We start from the raw sequence: 24,675 nt of genomic DNA on the forward strand, positions 1-24,675 counted from the left end.
CAAAAAAGGGGTGCCCAAATGGGCACCCCTTGGAGTGGCTGTTGCACACTGACTTTGTGAAAACGAAGCTTCTAGATTAGAAGTTGTATTTTGCGCCTACAGCAGCTTTGAAAACGTTGTCTACGTCTTTTGCAGTGCCTTTGTCGAAATCAGTACCTGCGTAAGCGAGGTCGAAGATGAAGTCGAGGTTAGGGTATGCAGCGTAAACAGTTACGAAGTCAAATTCGTAAGCGGAGTCGTCGTCGCCCCAGCTTTCGATGTCTTTAGAGCTGTCGTTGGTACCACGGAGGTAGGTAGCGCGAACAGTGTGAGTTACGTTTTCGATGAAAGTGATTTCAGAAGCCTGGAGGGAAACACCCCATTTACCGATAGCGCTGCCGAAGGTAGCATCAGTAGAGGTAGCAGCTGCACCGTAACCTACGAGAGTAGTTGGAGCTGCGTTGAGGTTGTTGTCGCCACCAGCGAATGGCATGATGCCTTCGCCGTCGCTGTCGTTACCGGAACCGTACCAAGCAACGAATGCAGGAACTGCGAAGTCAGTTGCGTAAGCAGCTTTACCAGCGAGGAAGTAACCAGCGTCGAGGCTAGTAGATTTACCGTATACACCGTCGAATGCGAGGGTGAGGTTTTCTACTGGAGCAGCTTCAACAGCGATACCGTACCACTGAGTTTCTTTGCCGTTAGCAACTGGGGACTGTTTGCCGTTGTTAGCAAACATGAAGTATGGGCTTACAGAAACAACACCGAGATCTGCGGAGAGGATACCACCGAAGAGGTCAGTTGTAGATTTAGAAGTTGTGCCTTTGTAAGGACGTGCGAAGAAGCCAGTAACGTTAACGTTACCAACTGGTGCGCTAGCTACGATACCAGCAACGTCGTTACCGAGAACTGGGGAGCCCATTACAGCACCTGGGAGAGAAAGACCCTGGATACCGGAACGTACTTTAACAACAGTGCTTGGAAGCATGAAAGTCATGTAAGCACGTTTGGTTTCGATGTTAACACCGTCAGCACCGAGACCACCACCGGAACCGCCGCCAACTTTGCCGTTCTGCTTACCCCAAGTCTGGTCGATTTCGAAGAATACGGTACCGGAGAGGGACTCAGAAGCAACGATGTCGATCTGGGAACGGAAACGCTGGGAGAAGTCGTTAGTTTTCTTACCAGCGTCAATGCTCTGGTAATCGTAACCTGTGTAGAGGTAACCAGTAGCTTTAAACTCAGCAGCAGATGCGCCAAAAGCAGCACCAAGCACCATGCATGCAGCAAGTGCGAGAACGATAATACGTTTCATAAAATTTTTCCTTCTTAAATTCACTAAATGTCCAAAGTCAGTGGCTGTTCAATTTTTTGTACCCAATGGGTAAAAAATATACAGCCGAAGATGAAACTCTTGTTACAAGGTGGCTCCACACTATTCTTTCGCGGCTAACGAAGACAATGCGACCCTGCGGTGAGTTTCATATATGAAAAAGAGTGGCTAAGCTCTTAGTCATGCAAAGGAAACGTTCTCGAGAATTTTCCCCAAAACGCAAAAACAATTTTTTTAACCCTTATGTTTTCAGAAATATAGCCGAAAACATATAATAGAACTAAACATCGTTTTCTCTGGTTCTGGTCTATCACGCTCCTGCGTTTTTGCATCATCAATTACCTTGATTTGACTAAAGTCAATTCTAGTACTTTTTCATGATACAACTAGACCAAAACACGTAGACATACTCCTTGTAAACCGCATTATCACTACATTCAGCAGGACTATCATCACGCAGCACAACTTTCCCCAGCTAAAAAAATGCACAGCTTTTAAGTTGACAACACAACTTTTTTTTACATCTAATTTCTTACATCCCCCGCAGTAGTGTACTCCTGCACGTTTCCATCTTGTCCATATGGACTTTGCCATGTAATGCAGGGACACGCTTTTACTGACTCGAGACATTCCCTATTATTGACTGGAGTTCCCCCGTGTTATCTTCCGTAAAAAAAATTTTCGCTCAAGCTCCCCAGCCATCCTCACTAGATCAAGCCCTGACGGCGTACAACAGAGAAGAATATGAACAAGCTATTTCTCTGTTTGAATCACTAGCAAGAGACAGAACCCCGAAGGCGTTGTACTACCTTGGTACCTGTTATTACTGGGGTCTGGGTACTGAAAAAAATCAGGAAAAAGGTTTACGCCTTTTCATTGCAGCAGCCGAGCAAGGCTACTATCAGGCGCAAATGGAACTGGGCTACATTTACCGCCACGGGCACGGCGTAGATGCAGACAGTAAAACATCTCTCCAGTGGTACGATCGCGCACGTGTCACAGGACAGCCGGACGCTATTGCAGAAGTTGCCCGCTGTTATGAATACGGAGACGGCATCGAGCAAAGCATTCCCCGCGCGCTCGAACTGTACTCCCTTGCAGCAGAAGGCGGAAATGCCATGGCGCAGTTTGCGCTTGGCTGTTTTCATACAAAAGGTGTTGATGTTGATTATGATCTGGCTACAGCTTTTTATTGGTTTAAGCGCGCCGCAGACCAGCACTACGAAGAAGCATATATTCATGTAGCAGCATGCTATGCCCGTGGTGAAGGTGTTGAGTCCGACCTTAACAGAGCAATCATCTGGTACGCCAAGGCCGCGGAATACGGTGATCCTGTTGCCCAGAATAATATGGGCTACTACTACACAACAGGTACAGGTGTGGTTAAGGACGAAGGAAAAGCCACATTCTGGTATTACCATGCCGCCAGACAAGGACATGCCATTGCGCAGTACAACCTTGCAGAACGCTACCGGACAGGTAATTCCGTCGGACAAGACCTCGCCGAAGCCGCATTTTTGTATCTTGAAGCTGCAAAGCAAGGTGATAAAGATGCACAATTCCGCATCGCCATGTGCTATAAGTATGGTGAAGGTGTAGAAAAAGATACAAAGCAATTTGTGTACTGGATCGAAAAAGCAGCACGCCAAGGCCAGCGCGCAGCTCTTAATGAAATCAGTACGTATAAATCACCAGAGATCCCCCCGAAGAGCGCAGTACGCGACTCTTCGCCTCTGAGAGCCGAATAAAAAACAAAACGTGCACGTATTTCAAAATACGTGCACGTTTTTTAATTAATGATAAACCGCACATTGCGACGTTGCTTTGAAAGAATCAAATACGCTCAATGGCTACGATGCTTCGCTTGCTTAAGCATCTCTTGTGCTTTGCGCTGCACAGAGTTACTCAAGCTCTCCAATAAATTTTATCAACAGCCTCAAGTTATGACTTATGCGACAGCAACCTTGATGATCACCTTGTGAATTTCACCATCTGATATCAACGGCATGTGTGCATCTTCCGGAAAAAATATTGCATATGCTCCAGACTGAACAGTGCTCCAGCTTACCGGTTCCTCATCATAAAAAAAGACATCAGGATACTCTTCCGGCTCTTCTGCAACGGAACTCATCGTACTGCGAGCTTTCCAGCCCATCTTTTCAGTACCTTGCAGCACAAACTGAATATCAATATATTCATTATGCGCTTCCATTTTTGCTTCAGTGGCCTTCTTTCCCTGCCCACGAAAGACAGTAGCAAAAACAGTGCGCCCATCTATTTCATACTGCCCGTCAGGTAGCGTCGCCAAATCAGTGCGTCGCATAAACTCAAACGCAGTTGCAAAATGTGGTGAGAGGCATTCATAGGTATCTATGTTTTCGAGAATATCTACAATCATTCATCTGTTCCTTATCGTAAAAAGATAGCCTGCTGCACCCTGCCTCAAACAACATGCAGAATCAACACACCTCTCTTCACTCAAAACTACCTGCTATTCACTGGTAGACTACATCCAAACAACTTTTTTATTTCCACTCACCTGACTGCTTAACAGTAGCATTCCGTAATTCTATGCGCATAACACATGTCCCACGTACAGACGCAGCCGGCATTTCTCCCGCATGCCCGTAGTACTTTACACATATTTTATTGAGCACATCTCTTTTGTCTGTTTCATTTTCGATAAATGTCACAGCACCTTCCGCCATAACGCACTGGTACGAAAAGTCACTTTTACAAATATTCCCGGCAACAGCCGAAGGTATCAAGGCTCCTTCGCGGGTAGCCTCAAAAAAGACCACAGGGTTCTGCTTAAGGATATCTATTTTCTTCCCAGCCTTTGCACAATGCACCCAAACAGTCGTCCCTTCATGGGCAAAATTTAATGGCACCACATAAGGGGTATTCTCCACACACATTGCCAACCGGCAAACTGAAACACTGCTCAGCACCCTTTCAATGCTTTCCGGGCTGGTAATATCTCCATCACTCTTTCGCATTAGTCCCTCCTGCTATCAAATTACTCACTTCTCTGGACGAGCATCCATGCTTTTATGCATTAAAGATAATTGCAACTATTTTAGAGTTCCTCCGCCAGACCTATGTCTAAAAAGACATAGGTCTCAAATTACTACAGACCCGCACATTGCAGCGTCATTTCGAAAAAGTCAGGCGCTCACAATTGCCTCTATATGCATCCCTCCTGACATCTTCTCATTATTGGTACTGCAGCTTGGTCTCAATTCTACAAAAAAACGTTTTCAACAGCCCCTATCTTCTACATGCGTCCAACAACCAACTGCCGCTATGTTTTATTTAACACAAGCACATAAAAACACTCACGACCACTCTTGAATACCCCGTATTTAAAGGAGTTACACATCTTGGTGTCAAATAGAACCTAATTCTTTTTCCCTTACCCTTTTTAGCAATTTGTTATATCCAATCGAGCATAACAACACAAAGTTTCACACAGGGAAGAACTATGACAACGGGTGCTCCTACAATGCGTATTCATCTTTGGCTCGAAACCTCAGCCGGGGTTCTTATGGGGCAAGGACGATTACAGCTGCTCGAATACATACAGCATACAGGCTCGCTCAGTGCTGCTGCCAAGGCACTTGGAATGTCGTACCGGGCAGCATGGGGTAAAATAAAAGCATCTGAACAAATTCTCGGAGTCAAGCTGCTGGAGCAACAAGCAGGTAAAGGTTCTTCTGCCCAGCTCAGCACAGCCGCAAAACACCTCATCACCTCGTATAGGGAATGGCTTTCCAGTGTCGAAGAATATGCTCTGGCATCAGCAACAGAGCATTTTGGATATGCACCGGATAAATATTGGTCGATAAAAGACCTGCCTCCTCCAGCCATTTCAAAGGACTAATATATATTTTTCATACAGTGGATTGTGTCGGCATGGACCGGACACACGGACAGGAGAGGTGCGTCCATCACAATGCTAATACTAACATATTGAATTAAAATATTTTTATTGCAAAAAAATCATGCAACATGTGATGATTTGCCCTGAACACTGTATGTACGCAGTGCTGTTTTTTTATCTGCAACAGGAGGTCGACGCATGAGTTATACGCGGCGAGGATTCCTTAAACTCACAGGCGCAGGGGTAGCATGTCTGTCTCTGAGCCAGCTGGGATTTGATTTGACGGAAGCGCGAGCCTACGCGACTTCCCTCAAAACTAAAGGTGCAAAGGAAGTCATTACGATTTGTCCTTTCTGCTCTGTAAGCTGCCACATCATCGCCCATGTCCGCGATGGCAAGCTTATCAGCACAGAGGGTGATCCGGACTTCCCTATCAACGAAGGTGCACTGTGCGCTAAAGGTGCCGCACTGCTTTCCATGTCACGTAACGAGCACAGAATTAAAAAGCCTCTGTACCGTGCTCCGTACAGTGAAAAATGGGAAGAAAAAGACTGGGACTGGGTACTGAGCAAAATTGCCCGCAGGGTCAAAGACACTCGAGACAAAGAACTTATTGAAAAGAATGATAAGGGACAGACAGTCAACCGTCTGGACTCCATGTTCCTGCTTGGTACTTCGCATGCCAGCAACGAAGAGTGTGCCCTTATTCACCAAGCAATGCGCGGCCTCGGTGTTGTCCACATGGACCACCAGGCACGTATCTGACACAGCGCAACTGTAGCGGCTCTGGGAGAGTCGTTCGGACGTGGTGCTATGACAAACCACTGGATCGACATCAAGAATGCCGATTCCATCCTTATCATCGGCAGTAATGCCGCTGAACACCATCCTGTTTCCTTTAAATGGGTATTGAGAGCGAAAGATGCAGGGGCAACAGTAATGCATGTTGATCCTAAATTCTCCCGTACCTCAGCCCGTTCCGATTTCCATGTACCTATCCGCTCGGGCACAGATATCGCGTTCATGGGCGGTATGATCAACTATGTGCTTGAAAACGGCAGGTACTACAAAGACTACGTGGTGGACTACACAAACGCCTCATACATTGTGAGTGAGGGATTTGAATTTAACGACGGCCTGTTCAGCGGTTACGATCCGAAGAGTCGTACCTATGACCAAAGCTCGTGGAAATTCGACCTTGATTCCAAGGGAGTTCCTAAAAAGGATCCTTCTCTTAAACATCCGCGTTGTGTTTTCAATCTGCTGAAAAAACACTTCTCACGATACAACATCGAAAACGTATCTTCAGTGACAGGTGTATCCAAAGACAACCTGCAGAAAGTGTATTCCACCTTCAGCTCCACCGGTACCCCGGATAAAGCCGGTACCATTATGTACGCCCTTGGCTGGACCCAGCACACTGTAGGCGTACAGAACATCCGCAGTGCAGCTATCCTCCAGCTGCTTCTCGGTAATATTGGTGTGGCTGGCGGCGGTATTAACGCCCTTCGCGGTGAGCCGAATGTTCAGGGGTCTACTGACCACACTCTGCTCTATCATATTATTCCGGGCTACATGGCTATGCCGCGTGCCGACTGGCAGACTTATGATGCATACAATAAAGCCAATACCCCTGTTTCAACCGATCCCCATAGTGCCAACTGGTGGCAGCATAAGCCGAAATACTTCACCAGTCTGCTGAAGGGCTGGTACGGCGAAAATGCTACTGCGAAAAACGGATACTGTTACGGTCTGCTTCCAAAAATTGAAAAAGGCGCAGACCACTCCTACATGTTCCTGTTCGACCGCATGTACAACAATGAGATTACCGGTGGTTTCATCATTGGCCTGAACCCGATGAACAGTGTGCCGAACTCGAACAAAGTACGTAAGGCGCTGGATAATCTGGACTGGCTGGTAACGCAGGAGCTGCACCACTCAGAAACAACAGACAACTGGCACCGTCCCGGTGTTGACCCTAAAAAAGTCAAAACCGAAGTCTTCCTCCTGCCGTCTGCACACCGTGTAGAAAAAGAAGGCACAGTAACCAACTCCGGTCGCTGGCTCGGCTGGCATGACAAAGCCATTGAGCCGGAAGCAGACGCACGCTCCTTCGGTGCTGCATTTGTACCGATGATGAATGAAGTACGTGCACTGTACAAAGAGGAAGGCGGCAAACTGCCGGAAGCAATTACCTTGCTTAACTGGCCGAAGACATACAATCCCGAGTACTGGACACGCCTTATCAACGGCCAGTTCACCAAGGACACCGTAGTCAAAGGCACAAAGTACAAAAAAGGACAGCAGGTTCCATCCTTTACCGCGTTGAGTGATGACGGCTCCACCATGTCTCTTAACTGGCTGTACACCGGAAGCTACACAGAAGAAGGCGGAAACAAAGCCAAACGTCGTAATCCTCAGCAAACAAAAATGCAGGCAAATATCGGCCTGTACCCGAACTGGGCTTGGTGCTGGCCTGTAAACCGCCGTATCCTCTACAACAGAGCTTCCGTAAATGCAGACGGTATGCCGCTTAACCCTAAAAAGGCCGTTATCAAATGGGACGGTAAAAAATGGGTAGGCGATGTGCCGGACGGCGGCTGGAAACCTCTTTCCAGTGGTAAAGGCAAGCATCCGTTCATCATGAGCAAACATGGACACGGACAGATTTTCGGCCCGGGAAGAAAAGACGGTCCAATTCCGGAACACTACGAACCGGTAGAAACACCTATTGATTCGCATCCGTTCTCTAAACAGCTCAGCAGTCCGGTCTACAAGTTTGTGGACAGTTCCATGGATAAACTTGCCAAACCTGCTGACCCGAACTTCCCTATTGTTCTCACCACATACAGCCTTACAGAACACTGGTGTGGCGGTGGTGAAACACGAAACGTGCCGAACCTGCTTGAAGCCGAACCTCAACTGTACGTTGAGATGAGCCCTGAGCTGGCAGAAGAAAAAGGCATTGCAAACGGTGACGGTGTCATCGTGGAAAGTATTCGCGGTAAAGTTGAAGCCATTGCAATGGTAACAGTGCGTATGCGTCCGCTAAAAGTAAAAGGCAAAACTGTCCATCTTGTGGGCATGCCGTTCTGCTTCGGCTGGACCACACCGGGAACAGGTGATTCTACGAACAGGCTTACTCCTTCTGTAGGTGATCCGAATACAACTATCCCAGAATACAAGGCTAGTTGCGTCAATATCCGTAAAGCAGACAAGCTTACTGAAATTGAAATGTAGATCATCCGTTTGCTGCACAGGCAGCAACAGTAAAGGAGCAAGAACATGTCAAAAGCCTTTCTTATAGACACCACACGGTGCACGGCTTGTCGGGGCTGCCAGCTTGCTTGCAAAGAATGGTACGAGCTTCCGGCAAATAAAACCAAGCAGGTGGGCACTCATCAGAATCCACCTGATTTGAACGCAAACAACTATAAATTGGTGCGCTTCAACGAGCATCTGGACGGAGAGACCATCACATGGAACTTCTTCCCGGATCAGTGCCGTCACTGTATCGAACCACCTTGTCAGGGTGCGGCTGATACAGTGGAAGAAGGTGCCGTTATCAAAGATGAAGCCACAGGCGCAGTTATCTTTACGGACAAAATGGCGCAATTCTCCACCGAGGATCTGGATTACGTTCGGGAATCATGCCCGTACGATATCCCTCGTTGGGATGCGAAAACAAAACGTCCTGCCAAGTGCGTCATGTGTATAGACAGAGTTCGTGAAGGAATGCTTCCGGCATGTGTACTTGCATGCCCTACAGGCACCATGAACTTTGGAGAACGCAGCGAAATGCTGGCTCTTGCTAAAGAGCGTCTTGCAAAAGTCAAAAAGGATCATCCCAACGCCATGCTGGCAGATCAGGAAGATGTCAGTGTCATCTACCTGCTTGCTGAAGCACCGGAACGCTACCATACCAAAGCGGTAGCTCAAGCTCCTGCGCGTAACACACGCAAGCAGCTTTTTGCTTCCGTGCGTTCCTCTTTGACATCTGTATCTAAATCCTAGCTATTGAAGAACTGTAAGGAGCGGCCTTCGGGTCGCTCCCTATCCTGTACAGGAGACATACATGCCAAACGTTGCCCCTTCTTCCAGCGCCCCTCTTTCGGTAGCGCAAACCATCCATACCGCATGTGAACGCCACCCTGCGCTTGCTCCACTTATTGAGCATTTTTCTGAACTGTATTCTATCCGTGCAGAACTCATTGCATCGCTTGCCGAACAACTGGCAAAGGACACAAACTGTCCAGTACCGGTAATCAACGAAGAAAAACTACAACACGGTGTACCGGTTCTTTCCGACAGCAACGCAACATGGGCAGCTTCCTGTTATCCAAAGCTCAAGGAAACAGTATTCGTTCATCTAAAAAACATTTCTTCTCTGGAATCTTCAATTACGCTTTTCGAACAAGCTATTGATACACAGCAGCTCTCACTTGAATCACTATTTGACGCGCTGCTGAATTCCAATGAGTCTATGTTACAAGCACAGGCGAAGAAAGCCAATATTGAATACGCAGTCTTCATCTTTATATCTCAGCAAATGCTCAGTTGTCTGCTGAGTGCTTACGTACACGTACATAAAGAAACTGTACAAAATATTTTCTGGCGTGAAGCGTACTGTCCGGTATGCGGTTCTTTCCCTGATATCAGTATCCTCCAACGCCCAGATGCAGACCAGTCAGAATTTCTCGCGGGCGGGGGTGGTAAAAAAATGCTGCACTGCTCCACCTGCTCACATCAGTGGCACTTCCGCCGAGGCACCTGCCCTGCATGTAACAACGACGAAGCCGGTGCCATCCACTACTTTCATGTAGATGGAAACACTGGAGAGCGTGTTGAATACTGCAACAGCTGCAACACCTACCTCAACAATATTGACCTGCGAAACACCACTGCGACGCCCGACCTTTCAGTAGCACCGCTTACACTGATTCATCTGGATATGCAGGCTGCACAAAAACAGCTCACTCCTCTTGTCCGTACTCTTTGGAACACCTTCTAGTGTAACAGGAAACCGTATGACAACACTTTCCGCAGCTTCAACGTCCTCTCCGCTCCGGCAAATGCTTACCCGTACAATACTCCGGTATCGCGAACAAAAAGCACATCCGTCTGATGATCAGATTCTTATAGAACATCCCCTTGTCATCAGTATCAACGGGGTGCCCATAGCCAGACTGGAGTGTACACCGGGTAACGAGGTTGCTCTGGCGTTTGGATTCTGTATTACCGAACAGCTTGTTACCCATCCGGAACAACTGTCTCTTCTTTATCATAAGACGCTCCCTGAAGAAGCCGAAGTCGCTCTTGCAATGAAGGGCGGCAAAGACCGTGTGTATCAATTACTGCAAAACAAGGGCGTCCGTATCAGCAGTTCCTGCTATCAAAACAGCTCCTGCATGTGCTCATCAGATTTTGCAACCGTTGATAATGACTTTGTTCTTACCCCTGCCCAGATTCATTCACTGCAAAAAGAATCCGAGGCATGTCAGGAGCTTTTCAGAAACACCGGCGCAACACATTTTTGTGCGCTGTACGATAAGCACCTTTCTCTTATTGCCTACAGTGAAGACGTGGGACGCCACAACGCGCTTGATAAATCCATCGGGCAGACCATGCTGTCCGGCTATCTTGCTGACATCCGTCTTATTCTGCTTTCCTCACGTGTCAGTCATGAAATGGTACGCAAATCAGCAGCAGTTAACGCTCAGGTAGTTGCTGGATTTTCCGCTGTGACAAGCTCTGCAATACAACTGGCAGAACAGACCAACAGAACTCTTCTCGGCTTTGTACGCAACGGCAGAATGAACATTTACTCCCACAGCGAACGCCTCGGGCTCTCATCGCCAGAGCCACATGTTATGGCGGACGCACTTCCTGTTACCTACGTTTCATAACCCACAACATTACCAACTGGAGCAACGTAATGGCTCAAGCTCACGACCTCTCCACTGCTTTTAAAAACATAGGTGCCCACACCTTTGATGAATTTATAGATATGGCCACACTTTTCCACAATTATCCTGCTCCGGGTCTGCTTATAGGCGGCTACATGGTGGAAGAAGCTCGCAAGCACATGCCGGAAGGAACATTGTACGAAGCCATTTCAGAGACCACGTGGTGTCTGCCGGACGCAATCCAGATGCTTACTCCCTGTACCATCGGCAACGGCTGGATGAATGTACTCAATCTCGGCAGATACGCCATGAGCCTGTATGACAAACATACAGGGGAAGGGGTGCGCGTCTGGCTGGACATCACAAAAATCCCTCAAGACTCAGAAATTCTGGTTTGGCTCATGAAAGAAAAGCCGAAACAGGAACAGGACTCAGACAGGTTACGCAAAGAAATAGGATGGTACGGAGCAGATATTCTCTCCTCTACCCCCATCACTATCCCTAAACCGAAGCTGATTAAACGCAGCAAAGGTTCCATTATTCCCTGCTCCTCATGCGGAGAGCCATACCCTTCCGCCCACGGTGCAGTATGCAGAGCCTGTCAGGGAGAATCCCCGTATGCTGGATGTGCCACACTTACTACGCCAGAAGACATTGTCTTTCCGGTACCGGAACAATTACGGACTATCCCTGCAGACACGGCCATAGGCAAAAATGCAGTGCATGACATGACCAGCATCGTACCGGGAACAAGCAAGGGGGCTGCCTTTAAACGCGGTGACACCTTTGGCGCAGGGGACTTATGTCGCCTTCAACAAATGGGCAAAAACAACGTCTACATTGCGGAGTCAGAGATAGGCAACGATTGGGTACATGAAGATACCTGTGCAAAAGCCTTTTCCAAAGCCATGTGCGGCACTGGTGTGTGCCCTAAAGACGCTCCTCATGAAGGGAAAGTAACCCTGATGGCTGATCGTAATGGTTTGTTACGAGTCAATACCGAGGGCATGAAGCGGTTTAATATGTGCGCAGGGGTAATGGCTGCATCACGCAACGGCAACACGCTGGTACGCAAAGGAACCGACATCGCCGGTACCCGGGCTATCCCACTCTATCTGCAGCGCCCTCAATTTGAACAGGCCTTGCAACGGCTTCAAGAAAAACCGCTTTTTGAAGTTCTTCCGCTCGTCACAGCAAAAGCCGGTGTCCTCATAACTGGTGACGAAGTGTACAACGGGGTTATTGAAGACAAGTTCCATAACATTATCCACAAAAAACTCCTTGCACTGGGAGGGGATATTCAGTGCTCAACTATTGTGCCGGATGACCGCACGGCAATATCTAATGCTGCTCAGGAGTTTGTTCAGGCAGGCTGCAATATCATCATAACCACGGCAGGACTTTCTGTTGATCCAGATGACGTGACACGACAAGGACTTATTGATGCGGGCGCGCGTAATCTTCTTTATGGTGCTCCAATTCTCCCCGGCGCAATGACACTTGTAGGAAAAATCGGATCTATCCCGTTGCTGGGGGTACCTGCGTGTGCCTTATTCTTTACACACACCAGTCTCGACCTTCTTCTACCCCGTTTATTAGCAGGAATTGAAATAACCAGAGAAGAACTTGCAGCTATGGGAGAAGGCAGCATGTGTATGAATTGTGCAAACTGCTCATTCCCTAAATGTCCGTTCGGTAAATAATCCGGAAAATGGATTTAGAATGGCAAGGTATTCAACGGCACGCTGAAAACCTACCCGGAGAAGGGGCTCAGACGTCTGAGCCCCTTTGATCGAAGTAAACTCAACTCGAGTTTTCTATCGGGGAGACCGGCAAGCCGGCCTGTGCTTCTATCTCTGATTCATCCTAATCGCTGCCGGAGTAGCTACGTCAAGGGGGGGATTCTGAAGGCGTAACCGGCAACACCAGAGATAGAAGAATGGACAAAAATTAAAACGTGTATGAAAGATTCACTGTTCCACCAAAAGCATTTTTCGGTTTGCTTTTATTTCCCACTTTATGCCCGTCCTTGTCATACAAGCGCATGCTACGTGCAAAATGGTACTCAGGGCCGACTGTGATCAACATATTTTCAGTTATGCTCCAATCTGCATACAGACCTACGAAACTTCCTTCGATATCCGCAAACCCGTTACGTTCTGCTGCACTTGTTGAAGACAGTTTGTAGCGCCCTCCGGTAGAACCGTATTCCGCTCTGAACGTCCACTCTTCATTCAGCGTATATTCCACAATCGCTTCAGGGAAACCGAGCGCCACGAGCCATGTGTCATCAGCATATTGGAGGCCGATATACGGCATAAATTCAGTTTTAACACCGTTTCTACCCACACCTCCACCAACAGAAAGCGTAATGTTATCCGTTATCGCATATCCGACCAGTCCCATTGCCGAATATTCCATGGAGTCTGAAGTAATAGTTGTTTCAAAATTAGAACTTACCCCTAAATTTGCTGCCAAAAACCATGTATCGTTAATTTCGTAGGGAATATTCAGCCCTACACCCATAGAATTGAGATACTTCCATGGATCATGAGACTTATCCCGCCCGAAGCTAAGCTTCTCTGTATCTGTCCATGAATATCGGGTTTGTTGAAATTCAAAACTCAACATCTTGTATGCAGCAAGAAAGCCTATGCCCCCCTGTGTAAATGCCGCCCCTGAATTATTAAACTCTGACTTCGCAACGTAATTGCCGTTGGCAGAGAATTGAAGGCCCAGCCCGTCATCATCTTCTACCTCTTGAATTTTATCGTAATTCAGATTTCTGAACTGCTCATCTTCAAGTTCCGTATCTTCTGCAACAGCAGGAAGTGCCATAGATATGCTTATTAAAATACACACTGCATACCATAACAATCCCTTTCTTGATTTTAGCAAGCCCACACTACTGCTCCTCATTATTGCATTGAATGTTTGTCTACGATTCAAGAAAGCGTAGCAGCAGTATCGTTATGGAATGGTTATGAAAAATGTTTAGTTCAAAAACATTACAGCCTCTCGAATTCTACCTTTTTCATGGAATGTATCCTTATAAACAGCCCAACGATTGTCACCGAACGTAAATTTTGAATTGTATAATCTAACCACAGGTAAACATTGTTCTCTCCTTTTAACCATGCATTAACAACCGGCCTGATAGATAATCACATACTGAAACGCCACGAGCCCCAATACCGTCTGGTTACGGAGTTCATTTTTTACTTATGTCGGGACACAACATTCGCCATGATGAAGTTACCATTCTCTAAATGGACTGTTCTTTTCTTTGTATACACAATAGTTACGCTCACTGGTTGCGCCTCTCGACTCAACCTCACGGAGCAGCAAGCAGCGTTCTCTCAGCAACTGCCCAACGCATGGCACGAGGCTGCCGCTACCATAGGAACAGCTGCGCACCTTGAGGAACTAACAGCAAATCCAGAGCTTAAAGCACTTATCGAAGAAGCACTCAAAGCAAACCCCAATATTACTGCTACTGCGTACCGCCTGCGCGCATCCGGCCTGCTTCTCAGCATTCCAGCCTCCAGCCTGCTGCCTTCTGTCACCCTCGGAGGCAAAGCAACCCGCACGCATACCAAAGACGGCGAAACAGACTCATACTCTGCAACGGGAACTATTCAGTGGGAAATTGATTTATGGGGAAGACTGGCGGATCAATACGACGCGGAGCTTTTGGGTGTTTCAGCAAGCAAGCAAGATTATATTGCTGCTCGTAATGCCCTTATTGTCCGTGTAATCCAAGGGTGGGTCACACTCTCTTCTCAAAAACTTGCCGTAGAAATCCAGCAACGCAGAATCAAAGCGTTGAAAGATACAGAAGATATTGCGCTCGACAGATACAATATGGGCATAGGTCAACCACAGGATCTTGCCACAGCAAAGGCCAATACAGAGAGTGCAAAACAGGTACTTATTCAAAAAATGCTTGCTGTAAGCAAAGCCAAAAGAACTCTTGAAATACTTCTTGGAAGATACCCTGCAGGAATCATTAAAGGGCAGGCAACGCTGCCAGTACTGGCCTCTCCTGTGGTCAACATGCCTTCTTCTGTGCTTACAGCCAGACCGGACATTCAGTCTGCGTGGCTCAAAGTGCGGCAAAGTGACAAAAGCGTTGCCGCAGCCAACAAAGCGATGCTTCCGTCTTTCACGCTTTCTGCCGACCTTGGCTACTCTTCCAATGCGTTTAACCAGCTCGCTTCCGGTCCTTCTGTCTGGAATCTGGTCAGCTCAGTCAGTCAGCCCCTTTTTATGGGCGGAAAACTAATTAACACCGCACAAGCACGCTCTGAGGAATGCAAGGCGGCATGGGAAGACTACCGGAAAGTGGTTCTAAATGCGGCTGTTGAAGTAGAAAATGCGCTGGAAGCAGAGTCTAACCTGCAACAGCAGGAAGCATTCCTTGAATCCTCTCTGAAGTATGCGCGTCAGAGCCGCATAAACTATGAGCAGCAGTACCGTGAAGGGCTGACGGATATTCTGAACCTGCTCACCGCAAAAAACAATGAACTGAATACTGAGGCGCAATTACTCGACGTTCGAACTTCACGAGTGAACAACCGGATGACACTTGCAATTGCGGCAGGACTCAGCAGCCAAAAACATACCCCGAATGTCCCGACACCTTTTTTTACCAGCAGTATTAAGGAAAACACCTATGAAAATTAAATATCTCACTCTGCTGTTAGGTCTGACCATGCTGGCTCTCACCACCGCTGCATGTTTCTGGATTATTTCAACACCGGTTAAGCCCGCACTTACAGAAGAAAAAACAGTGCCACACCCTGTTTCCATTATCCGCGTAAACTCTGCGCCTCACACTGCGTCCGTCGTGGCATACGGGCAGGTTGTACCGTACAGAAAAACGGACATTGTTTCCGCTGTATCCGGACGTGTTGTTCAGCGCAGCGCAGCTTTTGATAAAGGAATGCGGGTAACAAAAGGGGAACTTCTGGCTACTGTTGAAGATGTTGCCTACCGATCTGCGGTTTCCTTGCAACAAAAAGAACTTGCAGACGCCAAGTTAGCTCTTTTACAGGAAGAGCGCAGAGCGCTGCAGGCTAAGAAAGATTGGAAGCGGATGGGGAACGGAGCTGAGCCGACATCTGCACTTGTACTTCATCAGCCACAGCTGGAAGCAGCTCAGGCTCGATTGGCAGCAGCAAAAGCATCTCTTGCCACTGCACAGAACAATCTTGAAAACACCCGTATTACAGCACCATATGATGCAGCTATCATCAGCCGTAAGGTAGCAATCGGCTCTTTTGTTTCTGCCGGAACAGTGGTGGGGTCACTTTACGGGATTGACTGCCTTGAGGTGCAGCTCCCTCTCACTGAAGCACAGTATAACTTGCTCCCTATCTCCATGGACTCAAGGGACACCAGCTGGCGCAAAACACCTGTACTGCTGTCTTCCGTAACCGACCCAACCCTCAAGTGGGAAGGTTTTCTTATTACTGTCGATTTACAGATAACAAAAAACACACGCCAGCGTATTGCCATTGTCCGTATCAAAAATCCGCTTGATGCTAAACATCCTTTACTTCCGGGCACATTTGTAAAAGCTGAACTTTCAGGAATCACATTAAATGACCTTTTTGCAGTACCTGAAAGTTCTTTGACACAAAACGGCAACCTCTGGTTTGTTGATATTGCAAACACTCTGCAAAAAATGAAAGCCGACATTAAATTTCGCAAACAAGGGACTATTTACACTCAGCTGCCGACCGCAACCCAAACAAATGTTGCAATGAACATTGTGCTTAAACCGTTAGGTTCATACCTGCCGGGTACAGTTGTTTCTCCACAACCTGTCGAGGCTATGGATGAGCAATAAACAGCGTTCAGGAGCTATTGCATGGTTTGTTCACAACCCCGTGGCCGCAAACCTTGTTGTTCTTCTTATTCTTATCGGTGGATGCATTGTGGGATACAGCCGCCCTAAGCAGGCCTTCCCTCCTTTTCCGCCAAAAACAATCACTATCCATGTGGGATATGAGAGCAGCTCTGCCGAATCCGTAGAGCAAAGCATTACCATCAAAATAGAAGAAGCACTTAACGGCGTAAGAGGAATCAAAGAAACATACAGCACATCCAGTCTGTCAGGCAGCACCGTAGTTGTAGAAAAGAAAACAGGATACCCTCTTTCCACACTTATGCGGGATGTCAAAAGCAAGGTTAATGCGATTGACACATTACCGGCAAGAGCGGATCGTCCTGTTGTTTCTCAGGAAGAGTGGGATGAGCATATTCTGTATATTCACTTGTACGGGGATGCCCCTCAGGAAACATTGCAGACACTGGCAGACAAAATCCGCCGCAAGTTACTGCTGAAACCTAATATCAGCACCGTACGCTATCAGGGAAGACGCACAAAAGAGATTGCTATTGAAGTAAATGAAGGCATGTTGCAAGCCAGCGGCCTGACCCTTCAGGATATTACCAGTAAAATCCAGAAAGAGTCCGTCATTGATTCCGGTGGCGAACTGAAAACAGATTTATTTACCATTACGTTGCGTGCTGACCATCAGGCATACACCGAAGAAGATTTTCGAGCGATTCCTCTGCGCACTGCTGCCAACGGTGCCGTTATCACGCTGGGTGATATTGCCAACGTTCGCGACACCTACAAAGAAGAAACTATCCTCAACAGGTTCCAAGGTGCGCCTTCCATAGGGTTGGAACTTGTTGATACTGGTGGAACAGACATTACTATTGCTGCCGCAGAAGCATATGATGTCATTGATGGTATCAAAAAATCCGGCTTATTGCCGGATACGGTTTCCATCAGCACATGGTACGATCAAAGCGAGTACATTAACAGCCGCGTATCGCTACTTGTTTCCAACGGACTTTCAGGTATCGCGCTTGTTATTATTGTATTGGCGCTATTCCTGAATTTACGACTGGCGTTTTGGGTTTCTTTCGGCATTCCTGTATCCATTGCAGGGGCATTTATCATCATGGGAGAAAATGTCCTCAACTACACACTTAACGAGCTTACTTCATTCGGTTTTATTGTATCGCTCGGCATTCTTGTGGACGATGCTATCGTCATTGGGGAAAACATTTTTACAGCCCGTAGCGAAGGGAATGACCCCGTTGCAGCGACCATTGCCGGAGCATCAGAGGTAGCAACACCAGCAACCTTTGGAGTGCTGACAACGGTGGCTGCTTTTCTTCCTCTTGCATTCATCAAGGGTGAATTCGGACAGATTTTCGGACAATTTGCAATTGTCGTAATCTGCTGTCTGCTCTTTTCGCTTATTGAGTCTAAATTCATTCTCCCGGCGCATCTCGCCCAGACCAAATTAACAACATCTACTAATCCGTCACGCTTATCAGCGATGCTTATCTATGCGCAGCAACAGGTAACTCGTTCACTTACGTTCTTTAAAACAAGTATCTACACACCGTTCATGCGAGTGGTGTTTAAAGTGCCAGGAATTACATTGCTCAGTTTTTGCTGCCTGCTCATCTGTTTGTTTGCCCTGATGTTCAGCGGCCGTATTCGCGTTGTTTTTTTCCCGAATATTACCGGCAACATCATCAGTGCCACCGTTGAGATGGATCAGGAAGCTGGCCCGCGACAGACATTGAACAATGCATTGCATGTAGAAAAAGCATTGTATGAAACCAGTTCTGCACTGCAACATGAACGGAAAGAAAAAGCCTCTCCGGTCACAAATGTACAGGCAAATGTTACCAGTTCAACCGGATTCACCGTAACCGCACAGTTAAACCAGCAAGGCAATATCTCACCGGAGACAATTGCAACCCGCTGGCAGAAAACTGTCGGTGCCATGGAAGGGGTAGACCTTACGTTCTTTGACGCCACTGTCTCTAAAATGAAAAATATTGATATTGAACTTGTGGCCTCGTCACCTCTTATGCTGGAACGAGCAACAAAGGAGCTTACCGATAAGCTCGCAGAATACGCAGGTGTTTACAACATCCGTGATAATGTCAAAACGGGACAACCTCAGCTTTCTATCCGGCTTAAACCGGATGCACGCAACTTAGGCGTAACTCAGAATGATCTTACTTCACAACTTCGCGGTGGATTCCAAGGATACGAAGCGCAACGTTTTCAACAAGGTCAGGATGATGTCAGAGTTCAAGTGCGCTATCCTGCAACAGAACGACGTTACTACGAAAACCTGCGTAACACCCGGATACCGACAACAAACGGCTCACTTGTTCCTCTTGAAGTTGTTGCGGATATTATTCCGGGACACGCCCCTGTTTCAATCAACCACTCCGACGGCAACAGGGTAGCCAACATCTATGCTTCAACAGACAAGGATATTACGTCTCCTGACGACGTTTTGAATGATCTTAGTGAAACATTCATTCCATCTTTACGGAAACGCTATCCGGACATTGCAGTTTACTTTTCCGGTGAGGCAAAAGAAAAAGCAGAAGCGACAAAGTCCTTGTGGGGAGCATTCATCATTACATTGATAATGATCTACACCTTACTCGCGATCCCTTTGAAGTCGTATACCAAACCATTTATCATTATGGCGGCAATTCCTTTCGGTTTTATCGGCGCCATCGGTGGTCATATGTTGCTGGGATATCCTATCAGCCTGCTATCTCTTTTCGGGATTTTGGCACTGTGCGGGGTTGTTGTTAACGACAGCCTCCTGCTTGTTACGGAATACGCGACTCAAAGAGAGCTCGGCTTATCTATTAATGACGCACTACTCACCGCAGCCTGCAAACGTATGCGCTCGATCCTGCTCACTTCAATAACAACGTTTATCGGACTCTTTCCGTTACTGCTTGAAACCTCGGAGCAAGCGCAATATCTTATCCCTGCGGCAATATCCATGGGGTATGGTATTCTGTTTGCCACTGCCATTACCCTTGTGCTGGTTCCTGCGTTAATTCGCTTTTTCCATGACCTCAGCGAGGCACTGGCAAAACTGCTTCCAGCTGCTTATGGGGCACAGCACAAGCCGATGCATGAAAAAGTAAACCTGCACTAAACTAAACAGCAGTTATGCTGATAAGAAAATTAAGGATGAACACTATGAATTTACATGTTTTATTGGTTGAAGATGATTACGATCTAGCAACGTCTCTCGTGGAATTTCTCGAACTTGAGCACATAACCTGTGACCATGCTGCAAACGGCCAACATGGCATCGAGCTTATTAAGCAAAATCAATATGATGTAATCATGACGGACATCATGATGCCTAAAATGGACGGTCTGTCCCTTTGCGACGCATTACGTAAAGAAGGCGTTGATACTCCGATACTTATGCTTACAGCCCGTGATACACTGGAAGATAAAATTGCCGGTTTTGATGTTGGTACTGACGACTATTTGGTCAAACCATTTGCATTGAAAGAAATGCTTGTCCGTGTTCGAGCGCTGGCAAAGCGCCGCAGCAGCCAGTCCCGCAAGTACACCGTGGGTGATCTGGAACTGGATACAGACTCAGTTACCGCAACCAGAGCTGGCAAAGTGTTGCAGCTCACACCAACCGAGTGGAAACTTCTTCTGGAACTTACACGCCTGAGTCCGCAAGTAGTGAGCAGAGATCAGCTTATCCGCGCAGTATGGGGTGATGAAACTCCAGAAAGCAACACATTGAAAGTGCATATGCATAAATTACGTCAGAAGGTAGATAAACCTTTTCCAACTGCGTTAATAACGACTCTTCCCCGCCACGGTTTTATATTGAGAATAGATAATGAGAAAGCCTCGTAGCCTTAAACGGACAATCATATATTCTGTTATTGTATTCTGCCTGCTACTTATAGCAGGATATACAATCCTGCTCGTCGACATAGGTGAACGGGGACTTGACCTTGCCAATGAGGTTAGACTGGAGATCGAACAACAGGCGTATTCTAAAAAATTTGCCATTAACCCGAATACACCGCTGCCACAGTACACAAACTTTGAAACGATCCTTGGCTATGAAGCCCTGCCGGAAAGAATAAAAGAAGAATTCCCGCCCGGAATGTTTGAATCAAAAGTAATGGAGACGTTTGACCCTGAAGATACTGACCAGCTACGGTTTATTTATCCATGGCAACGTCCTGATCAAAAATGGGTATACTTTATATTCACTGTTAAATTTACCTCTGAACGGCAGGCATTGTTCGTAGAAATGTTTATGATGGCAAAACTGATAGGCAAGGTAAGTGTCTCTGTCTTTGTTATTATCATCCTGTTATTATTCATATACCTCCACCACATCTCCCGATCTATTGAAGAGTTGCAAGTGTGGGCAAGTGATTTGCAACTGGACAATCTGGACGACAAGAAAAAAAAATTTAAATACAAAGAATTAAATCAGTTAGCTGATTTGATATATAATAACGCCAAGCGAATTGCATCCGGCATCAAGCGAGAGCAACGCTTTTTGGAAAATGCCAGTCATGAATTACGCACCCCGATTGCGATCCTAAAAAACAACCTTGAACTACTTGAATACAAAGGACTTGATAAAGATCCTAATTTTTCATCATCGTTTTCGCGCATGTCCAATTCTGTTCAAAACATGCAGCACCTGACCACAACCCTGCTTTGGGCAAGCAGAAAAAGTGCGTCAGCCCCTGAGCCTTCAACAGTAAACATGCGAGAGCTCATTAACGATGTCATTGCAGAAAATGCATACCTGCTTAAAGACAAGTCAGTTCTTGTTATGAAATCGCTGACGGACGATACTGTGTTTGCTTCAAAACAAGTACTTCGAATAGTTCTGAACAACATTGTCCGTAATGCCTTCCAGCATACCTTCGAGGGAGAAATAAGCATTCATAACACAGAAGATTCCTTTGCTGTGTTCAACACTAAATCTTCAGAAGGAACATCTACTATTGAAAGTTACGGGCTTGGTATTATGCTTATCGATCAACTCGTAACAAAGATGGGTTGGAGTATCATATTTGATGATTCTGACTCCTTCTTCTCCGTAACCTTGCAACTTTCAGATCAGACAACGAAAGAATCATAAACAGATGACACTGTCTGACTTGTCCGCACATATCAGTGCACCTTCCTGTAAAACATTATGGCAATGATGCTTACAGAAGTTCTGCTGCAGTTATTGTAACTACTCCACGCTCTATGAGCCTGAAAAGTAGTTCAAACAAATTACACAAACGTCCTTGCAACATACTGCAAGGACGTTTGTATTTTTCTGACCAGACAATCATCACGCAAGTAATTCTATAGCCTCAGCAAAACAGCACCTTTCATACTATTCGAACTTGCACCAAAAAAGCTCTCGCCAAAAAAAGAAAGCTCCCGAACAAGTTCGAAAGCTTTCCACGTTTTAAGAAAATCGCTGTGCATGGTTAAGGCAGAGCAGCCCGTTATCCGACATCCTACAGCATCAACATTCAAGCCAATAGGTAATACCTGAATCCTGAATAATACAACCCGACCAGCACCTTATACTAACAATATACGCTGTTGCCGATATCATTTCCTATACTGGCGGTGACTCTGCATTTGAGCTCTTTATGATTACAGACACGTTTAAACACAATGAGTACCAAATACATCATGGGTAACGAGCAAGACATGTCACAAAACGACTTTCAAAAACTTACCTTACTGCTTGCAGAAAAACGTACCGCTCACACAACGCTGCGTTCAGGTATTGCGCTGAGCGCGTTTTCCATGACTATTTCCTCTTTCATACTTGTCATGGCATCCAGAATTGTCGGTACTTTTCAACAAGCTGTTTTCATTATTCTTGGAGCCAGCAGTATCATTATGCTGATACTGGGCATATATTTTATACGTAGAGGCTTCACCAGAATGCAGTTCCATGACAAGCTGATAAACCAGATTCTGTATACAAATCTGGAGGCAAGCTCCTTGTTTTACCACACACGTGCGCGGGCAAAACATCCCGATCATATCTCAAATCAATATGATGCAGTATTCCACTTTGATAAGGGAACTACGGAACTTGATATTACCGTAAGCAACATCACTAACTACTTTTCTGCACTTTCTGCGCTTACTTTTTCAGCCTATCTTGTTGTAAACGGCCCTGGGATAAAGCTGTTGCTGCAAGACAGTCCCCATGCGGATAAGCTCACCCAACTCGCAGAACAGGGACTACAAATACGTCTTTGCAATAATGCCATTGAGCACTTTAACATCAAGCCTGAATCATTGCTCCCTGCAGGCCGGATCGTTCCGGCAGGTCTAGTCAAGATCGTAGACCTTCAACGAAAAGCCTATGTCTACATTAAACCGTAACTTGGCCTGCAAGGCAGCGGGTAGTAATGATGTGAATATGAAAAGTTCCCGATTCGGAGTTGCCGCAACATAAGGGGGAGAATGTTACGCGCGGGAACGGTCAAATTCACAAGCTCTGATGTAGGCAGGTGAAACGCGACTACCTGCTACTTCATAATATATTCGTTCTATCCGCTCTGCGCGGTTTTCTTCTGTAAAGTCATAGCTTTTTTCAAGACATGCAGTGGCCATGCTTTTGCGCAATACCGGATCATCATGCAGATGCTGCATCGCTTCAGCCATTTCATTCACACCGTTGATAGGCACAACCGTGCCGCAATTCGCAAGCACTTCAGGAACCCCGCCAATGCTGGTACCAACACAGGCTACCCCCACGCTCATAGCTTCCAGCAGCGCATTCGGTGTGCTGTCACCTTTTCGACCGGCAAAAACAAAGCAGTCCATCAGTTGCAGATAGTCAGCAACATGCTCTGCATACGATACAAAATGTACCTGATCTGCGATGCCGAGCTCTCTGCACATAGGTAACCAGTCTCGTTCTTTCAAACCGACAAGCAGGAGCTTCTTGTCTGGAGACTGAATCTTGCTGAAGCTTTTCAAAAGAACATCGTTACCCTTATCTGCTTTACGGCTAGTTACTGTGCCATACACAACGCTGTTTGCACTCAGCCCAAGCTCACGGCGAACATCCTCTGGAGAACGATGAGGAATATTTCTGCCCTCAGGTAACGAGTTATACACCAGCTCTATTTTACTGGAGATGCCATATTGTCTGCTCAACAATTTTCCGCATGCAGCAGAGTTAACAATGACTTTACGAATACCCCATGACCAATATGGAAGCGGGTTTCTAGGCCGGTATGTAACACCGCGGTACCCTACCCCATATGCTTTATAGATAGAGCCGGGCATTGCCCAAAGTCCCGTCCACAACGCCACAAGTTTATTTGCTTTGTTATGAAAAGCCTGCACAATACAAGGGATTCCCTTTGCGTTGGCACTGATAACTTCTTTCTCAACTTCTGAACGCCACAGTTTTTTATCTTCCGGCAAACGACGCCAATCAATAGACGGATCTACTGACGGAATCTCCGCTGTCTGCTGAACAAAGAACACCACATCATGGCCTCTTCGCATGAGACTTTTCGCAAGATTTGCTGCTTGCCGAACTCCGCCACTTAAATTTTCAGCAGTAGAAAAAATGATTACTTTCAAAATACTACCCTTTTTTACAACAACCTTTTGAAATACTGATGCAACCTCTACAAGCAGTGCACCTGATATTGTGTTATTGCGTAACTGAAGTCATACGACG

18 protein-coding genes are annotated in these 24,675 nt (G+C 46.6%); 13 read left to right on the forward strand and 5 right to left on the reverse strand.

Translation table 11 applies throughout. The annotated features are described in order from the left end of the window. Positions 1-76: 76 nt before the first annotated feature. On the reverse strand, positions 77-1,294 hold the full coding sequence (locus tag SP90_RS04475) for an outer membrane homotrimeric porin (protein WP_066853031.1): 1,218 nt from the start codon (positions 1,292-1,294) through the stop codon (positions 77-79). A gap of 674 nt (positions 1,295-1,968) precedes the next feature. On the opposite strand from SP90_RS04475, the gene SP90_RS04480 reads away from it, so the two are divergent. Further along, positions 1,969-3,060, forward strand: a complete 1,092-nt coding sequence (locus tag SP90_RS04480) for an SEL1-like repeat protein (protein WP_066853033.1) — start codon at positions 1,969-1,971, stop codon at positions 3,058-3,060. A gap of 200 nt (positions 3,061-3,260) precedes the next feature. On the opposite strand, the gene SP90_RS04485 is transcribed toward SP90_RS04480, so the two are convergent. Further along, complete coding sequence (locus SP90_RS04485) at positions 3,261-3,710, reverse strand: YhcH/YjgK/YiaL family protein (RefSeq protein WP_066853035.1); 450 nt, start codon at positions 3,708-3,710, stop codon at positions 3,261-3,263. Positions 3,711-3,837: 127 nt separating this feature from the next. Continuing rightward, positions 3,838-4,311: a pyridoxamine 5'-phosphate oxidase family protein gene (locus tag SP90_RS04490; RefSeq protein WP_066853036.1), complete on the reverse strand. Its 474-nt coding sequence runs from the start codon at positions 4,309-4,311 to the stop codon at positions 3,838-3,840. A gap of 485 nt (positions 4,312-4,796) precedes the next feature. Between SP90_RS04490 and SP90_RS04495 the strand changes: the two genes are divergently transcribed. From SP90_RS04495 to SP90_RS04525, 6 genes are all read left to right on the forward strand, one after another. Continuing rightward, on the forward strand, positions 4,797-5,195 hold the full coding sequence (locus SP90_RS04495; protein WP_066853038.1) for a winged helix-turn-helix domain-containing protein: 399 nt from the start codon (positions 4,797-4,799) through the stop codon (positions 5,193-5,195). 198 nt (positions 5,196-5,393) lie between these two features. Next, complete coding sequence (gene fdnG / locus SP90_RS04505) at positions 5,394-8,435, forward strand: formate dehydrogenase-N subunit alpha (protein WP_157471186.1); 3,042 nt, start codon at positions 5,394-5,396, stop codon at positions 8,433-8,435. A 45-nt stretch (positions 8,436-8,480) separates the two neighbouring features. Then, positions 8,481-9,209: a 4Fe-4S dicluster domain-containing protein gene (locus SP90_RS04510; RefSeq protein WP_066853043.1), complete on the forward strand. Its 729-nt coding sequence runs from the start codon at positions 8,481-8,483 to the stop codon at positions 9,207-9,209. Positions 9,210-9,270: 61 nt separating this feature from the next. Further along, positions 9,271-10,206, forward strand: coding sequence for a formate dehydrogenase accessory protein FdhE (locus SP90_RS04515; RefSeq protein WP_066853045.1), 936 nt, complete (start codon positions 9,271-9,273; stop codon positions 10,204-10,206). Between the two features lie 16 nt (positions 10,207-10,222). Beyond that, complete coding sequence (fdhD, locus tag SP90_RS04520; protein WP_066853047.1) at positions 10,223-11,101, forward strand: formate dehydrogenase accessory sulfurtransferase FdhD; 879 nt, start codon at positions 10,223-10,225, stop codon at positions 11,099-11,101. Positions 11,102-11,130: 29 nt separating this feature from the next. Beyond that, positions 11,131-12,804 (forward strand): FmdE family protein, encoded by a 1,674-nt coding sequence (locus SP90_RS04525; RefSeq protein WP_066853050.1) that lies wholly within the window; start codon positions 11,131-11,133, stop codon positions 12,802-12,804. Between the two features lie 247 nt (positions 12,805-13,051). On the opposite strand, the gene SP90_RS04530 is transcribed toward SP90_RS04525, so the two are convergent. Then, the gene (locus SP90_RS04530; protein WP_066853051.1) at positions 13,052-13,939 is read right to left on the reverse strand and encodes an outer membrane beta-barrel protein; all 888 of its coding nucleotides are present in this window, start codon (positions 13,937-13,939) and stop codon (positions 13,052-13,054) included. A 408-nt stretch (positions 13,940-14,347) separates the two neighbouring features. Here SP90_RS04530 and SP90_RS04535 point away from each other — a divergent pair, with 408 nt between their 5' ends. The 6 genes from SP90_RS04535 to SP90_RS04560 all read left to right on the forward strand — a co-directional run bounded on the left by SP90_RS04535 (position 14,348) and on the right by SP90_RS04560 (position 23,360). Then, complete coding sequence (locus SP90_RS04535) at positions 14,348-15,787, forward strand: TolC family protein (protein ID WP_066853053.1); 1,440 nt, start codon at positions 14,348-14,350, stop codon at positions 15,785-15,787. Then, on the forward strand, positions 15,777-16,955 hold the full coding sequence (locus SP90_RS04540; protein ID WP_066853055.1) for an efflux RND transporter periplasmic adaptor subunit: 1,179 nt from the start codon (positions 15,777-15,779) through the stop codon (positions 16,953-16,955). Before SP90_RS04535 ends, SP90_RS04540 begins: the two co-directional genes overlap by 11 nt. Continuing rightward, positions 16,945-20,112: an efflux RND transporter permease subunit gene (locus SP90_RS04545; RefSeq protein WP_066853057.1), complete on the forward strand. Its 3,168-nt coding sequence runs from the start codon at positions 16,945-16,947 to the stop codon at positions 20,110-20,112. The genes SP90_RS04540 and SP90_RS04545 overlap by 11 nt, the downstream gene beginning before the upstream one ends. A 44-nt stretch (positions 20,113-20,156) precedes the next feature. Beyond that, positions 20,157-20,843 (forward strand): response regulator transcription factor, encoded by a 687-nt coding sequence (locus SP90_RS04550; RefSeq protein WP_066853058.1) that lies wholly within the window; start codon positions 20,157-20,159, stop codon positions 20,841-20,843. Beyond that, positions 20,827-22,098, forward strand: a complete 1,272-nt coding sequence (locus SP90_RS04555; RefSeq protein WP_066853061.1) for a sensor histidine kinase — start codon at positions 20,827-20,829, stop codon at positions 22,096-22,098. The genes SP90_RS04550 and SP90_RS04555 overlap by 17 nt, the downstream gene beginning before the upstream one ends. A 572-nt stretch (positions 22,099-22,670) precedes the next feature. After that, positions 22,671-23,360, forward strand: coding sequence for a DsrE family protein (locus SP90_RS04560; protein WP_231895531.1), 690 nt, complete (start codon positions 22,671-22,673; stop codon positions 23,358-23,360). 84 nt (positions 23,361-23,444) lie between these two features. On the opposite strand, the gene SP90_RS04565 is transcribed toward SP90_RS04560, so the two are convergent. Further along, a complete protein-coding gene (locus tag SP90_RS04565) occupies positions 23,445-24,575 on the reverse strand; it encodes a glycosyltransferase family 4 protein (protein ID WP_066853063.1) in 1,131 nt (376 codons plus the stop codon). Between the last annotated feature and the right edge of the window lie 100 nt (positions 24,576-24,675).

The sequence above is a fragment of the Halodesulfovibrio spirochaetisodalis genome (genome assembly GCF_001672295.1).
Lineage (GTDB): Bacteria > Desulfobacterota > Desulfovibrionia > Desulfovibrionales > Desulfovibrionaceae > Halodesulfovibrio > Halodesulfovibrio spirochaetisodalis.